Genomic DNA, 4,407 nt, shown 5'->3' with positions numbered 1-4,407 from the left:
GCGCTGATGCCGGCGAGCGCGCCTTGCATATTATCGGTGTCGACGAACAGTAGGTTGTTCGGAAACGGAATGACGGCGTTTTGCGAAGCCGGCGAGTAGAGGCTCGTCGCCTCCGGCGCGGGCGCGGAGGCCTGGCCGTCGTTATCGTGATTATCGTTATCGTCGCCGCACGCCGCCAGCGACACGGCCATCACGACCGCGATACCTAATGTCCAGATCCGCTTCATGATTCCCCCGGGAAAAGCGTTGTTTGGCCCGCCGCGTTTTTCGATCCGCGTTCGGTACCACGAATACAATGCGGTGCCCGTGAATCCCGCGACACTGGACGATGGTCGCAGCCAATCCGGCCATTCGACCGTGCTCGAATCAGTGACTTGGCGTATGGTCTAGCACGTTATTCGATCGCCGGTATCACCATGCAGGTTCAACAGATTCGCGAATTCGGCGCGGCCGATGTCTTCAATACCGCCGAGGTGGCGATGCCCGCGCCCGGCCCGGGTCAGATCCGGGTTCGCCAGATCGCATCGAGCGTGAATCCGGTCGATACCAAAATCCGCAGCGCCGGCCCAGCGATCGCGCCCGCGCTGCCGGCCGTGCTCGGCTGTGACGTGGCCGGCGAAGTGGACGCCGTGGGCGCGAACGTCCGCCGGTTCGCGGTCGGTGACGCGGTCTACGGTTGCGCGGCCGGTCTGGTCGGACGCGGCGGCGCTTACGGAGAATATGTGGTGGTCGACGCCGAGCTGATGGCCGCCAAGCCGGCGGATCTGGGCTGGCGCGAGACCGCGGCGCTGCCGCTGGTCACGATCACGGCATGGGAAGCGCTGGTGGATCGTGCGCGCGTGCGGCCCGGCGATCATATGCTCATTCACGGCGGCGCCGGCGGCGTCGGCCATATCGCCATCCAGATCGCCAGGGCCCAGGGCGCGCGCGTGGCGACCACGGTGTCGAGCGCGAACAAAGCCGCCATCGCGCGTCGCTGCGGCGCGCATGAGACCATTCATTATCGTGAGGAGCCGGTCGCCGACTACGTGGAGCGGCTGACTGACGGCCGCGGCTTCGATGTGGTCTTCGACGCCACCGGCGGCTCGGATATCGCGCGGTCGTTCGAGGCGGCCCGCGTCAACGGCCAAGTCGCGACCATCGTGTCACAGTACCAGGCCGATCTGACGCCGATGCACAGCAAGAGCCTGACGCTGCACGCTATCTTCATGCTCACCGCGATGCTCAACGGCGTCGACCCGGAACATCATGCCGAAATTCTGACCAAGGCCGGCGCGCTGGTGGCGGCAGGTCAACTCGCGCCGTTGCTCGACGAGCGCCGGTTCAATCTCGCGGACGTGGGCGCGGCGCACGCACATCTGGAAGCGGGCGCGGCGATCGGCAAGGTCGTGATCGATATCGCCGACGAAGCGAAAAACACCTGATGCGAACGCGCCGGCCCGCCGCGTGCGTGACGCACCGATCCGACCTCCAAACTCCCTTCGGTAGTCGCACGGATTGGGCATGACCCACCGCCGCGTGACAATCGAGTTCAACCTCAACCTGACTCCGCTGTGATCAACGCTTCCGAGGTCTTTCATACCGTGGGTTTTGCCGCCGTCAGCCTCGCCTGCGGCTATAGCCTGCTGGCGCTGCTGGCCGTGTGCCTCGGCCCGAAGAAGCGGCCGCGAGACATCGCGTCGCCGAACGCGCCGCCGGTGACGGTGCTCAAACCGCTGTGCGGCGCCGAAGCCGAACTGGAGCGCTGTCTACGCTCATTCTGCGATCAGGACTATTCCGAGTTTCAGATCGTATTCGGGATACAGGACGGCGACGATCCCGCGCTCGCCGTGGCCCGGCGCGTGCGCGACGCCTATCCCGGGCACGATATCGAGATCGTGGTCGATACGCGCCAGTGGGGGACGAATCGCAAAGTCAGCAATCTGATCAATATGATGACCGCCGCCCGCCACGACCGGCTGGTGCTGGCCGACAGCGATATTCTGGTCGGCCGCGATTATCTCGCGCGCGTCACCGCGCCGCTGGCCGATCCCGGTGTCGGGCTGGCGACCTGTCTGTATCGCGGCTGGGCCGGGCCGGGCCTGTGGTCGCGGCTCGGCGCGCTGTTCATCGACGACTGGTTCATGCCGTCGGTGCTGATTTCGCATCGCTTGGGCAACGACGAGTTCGTCTCCGGCGCGACCATCGCCGTGCGCCGCGAAACGCTCGACGCCATCGGCGGTTTCGGCGCGGTTGCCGATCGGGTGGCGGATGACCACGCGCTGGGTGAATGCGTGCGCGGGCTCGGGTTGCAGGTCGCGGTCTGCGACTACGTCGTCTCGACCTGGGTGTATAACAGCGGCCCGGCCACGCTGGTCGATCAAGAGACCCGCTGGATGCGCACGATCCATTCGCTGCAGCCGCTAAGCTACGACCTACTGTTCGTCACCCTGGCCTTGCCGCTGATCGCGATCTCGCTCGTCCTCGACTGGCGCCAGGCGCCGGTGCTGGCGCTGATCGGGCTCACGGTGATCGCGCGCGCGGCGCTGCACGGCGTACAGAACGTGCGCGCCGGGCGCCGAAGCTGGCACAACCTGGCCGGCCTGCCCCTGCGCGAGGCGCTGACCGCCTATAGCTGGCTGCTGGGTCTGGCGGTACGCCGCGTGCGCTGGCGCGGGCGGCGCTACTGGATCGCCGACGACGGCTCGCTGAAACACGTCGCGCCCCGTGACTGAGGCGCGCCGTATCATCGTCACCGCCGACGATTTCGGTCTCGATACCCGCGTCAACGACGCCGTGGAGCGTGGTTGTCGCGACGGCATTCTAAACAGCGCGAGCCTGATGGTCGGGGCTTCCGCGGCCGGCGACGCGGTGGCCCGCGCCCGGCGCCTGCCCGATCTGCACGTCGGCCTGCACCTGGTCCTGGTCGACGGGCGCGCGGTGCTGCCGCGCGAGCGGATTCCCGATCTGGTCGATGCCGCCGGCCGTTTCGACGACAACATGGCGCGTGCCGGCGTGCGGTTCGCGTTCTCGCGCCGCGTACGCGCCCAACTCGCCGCCGAGATCCGGGCCCAGTTCGAAGCCTTCGCCGCCACCGGACTGGCGCTGGATCATGTGAACACGCACAAGCATTTTCATCTGCACCCGACCATTCTGGCGCTGATCGTCGATATCGGGCGCGATTACGGGCTGCGGGCCGTTCGTCTACCGCACGAACCGCTAACCGCGGGGCTGCGCATCACCCGACGCGGGGCCGGCCGCCGCGTAGTCGGCGCCGTGCTCCTCGCGCCGTGGCTCGGCCATATGCGCCGCCGGATCGCCCGCGCCGGGCTGGTTTCGCCGTCGCGCATGCTGGGCCTGGCCGCGACCGGACACATGAACGAGGCGGCGATGCTCGCCGCGCTGGCCGCGTTGCCGCCCGGCGTGAGCGAGATTTATTGCCACCCGGCGACCGCAACCGGCTTGACCGCGCCGATGGCCGACTACGATCATCCCAGCGAGTTCGCCGCGCTGATCAGCCCGCGCGTGCGCGCGACTCTGGCCGAGCGTCGCATCGGCCGCACCACGTTTTCCGAACTCGGGGCCGAAGCCGCGTGAGCCGCCCGCGAATTCCCGGATCCGCCGGCGCTGTTACGCGCCACCGCCCGGCGCGAGTACTGACCGATCGTAATTTGGACGCCCGGCGATGAAGTGGATGGCCTATCTCGCCGGGCTGGCCGGCGCGATTCTCATGGTCGTGTTAGTGGTGCACAGCGGCTACCAGCGCATTTTCGCCGCCGTCAGCACGGCCGGCTGGCCGCTCGTGCTGATCCTGCCCTATCACCTGCTGCCGGTCACGCTCGATGCCTATGGCTGGCGCGTGTTGCTGGCGCCGGCCGATGATCGCGGCCGGGCGCGGCTGCCGTTCCTGCTTTGGGCGGCGCTGGTGCGCGAGGCTGTGAGCCGACTGCTGCCGGTCGCCAGCGTGGGCGGCGAAGTCGTGGGCATCCGGGTGACCATGCTGCGCGGACTGTCCGGCGTTGTGGTGACCGCCAGCGTGATCGTGGAAGTGTTGGTGACGCTGGTCAGTCAGTACATCTTCACGCTGATCGGGGTGCTGCTGCTGGTGTTGCTGCTGCATTCCGGCGCCGTGGTGTTCGATATTCTGATCGCGCTGGGCGTGACCTTTCCGATTCCGTTCGTCCTGCTGGCTGTGCTCGGCCGCACGCGCCCCTTCGAACGGCTGCGCCGCGCGGTGGAAAGCATGCTCGGCGGACGCGATACGCTCATGCGCCTGTTCGGGCGCAGTGGCTCGCTGGACGATGCTCTGCACGATCTCACCGGCCGTCGGGCCCGCATGGCTTGGGCCACGCTCTGGCAGTTTCTCGGCATGTTCGCCGGCAGCTTCGAAGTCTGGCTGGTGCTCAAGCTGCTCGGACACCCGGTCTC

4 protein-coding genes and 1 pseudogene are annotated in these 4,407 nt (G+C 67.6%); 4 read left to right on the top strand and 1 reads right to left on the bottom strand.

What is annotated here, in order from left to right; all coding sequences use genetic code 11:
- A pseudogene (locus VFJ08_RS11410) lies at nucleotides 1–227 on the bottom strand (hypothetical protein); the annotation flags it as partial.
- A 189-nt stretch (nucleotides 228–416) separates the two neighbouring features.
- Between VFJ08_RS11410 and VFJ08_RS11405 the strand changes: the two are divergent.
- The 4 genes from VFJ08_RS11405 to VFJ08_RS11390 all read left to right on the top strand — a co-directional run.
- Entirely contained in the window at nucleotides 417–1,424 is a 1,008-nt protein-coding gene (locus tag VFJ08_RS11405; RefSeq protein ID WP_324997337.1) for a zinc-dependent alcohol dehydrogenase family protein, read from the top strand.
- 129 nt (nucleotides 1,425–1,553) lie between these two features.
- Nucleotides 1,554–2,714 (top strand): bacteriohopanetetrol glucosamine biosynthesis glycosyltransferase HpnI, encoded by a 1,161-nt coding sequence (gene hpnI / locus VFJ08_RS11400; RefSeq protein WP_324997336.1) that lies wholly within the window; start codon nucleotides 1,554–1,556, stop codon nucleotides 2,712–2,714.
- Complete coding sequence (gene hpnK / locus VFJ08_RS11395; RefSeq protein WP_324997335.1) at nucleotides 2,707–3,576, top strand: hopanoid biosynthesis-associated protein HpnK; 870 nt, start codon at nucleotides 2,707–2,709, stop codon at nucleotides 3,574–3,576. The genes hpnI and hpnK overlap by 8 nt, the downstream gene beginning before the upstream one ends.
- A gap of 97 nt (nucleotides 3,577–3,673) precedes the next feature.
- Nucleotides 3,674–4,407 (top strand): lysylphosphatidylglycerol synthase domain-containing protein (locus VFJ08_RS11390; protein WP_324997334.1); only part of this gene is annotated, 734 nt, incomplete at its 3' end.

This window comes from Salinisphaera sp. (assembly GCF_035690525.1).
GTDB lineage: Bacteria > Pseudomonadota > Gammaproteobacteria > Nevskiales > Salinisphaeraceae > Salinisphaera.
The sequence above is the reverse complement of the archived record's forward strand: the minus strand, read 5'-3'. Positions and strand labels throughout refer to the sequence as shown.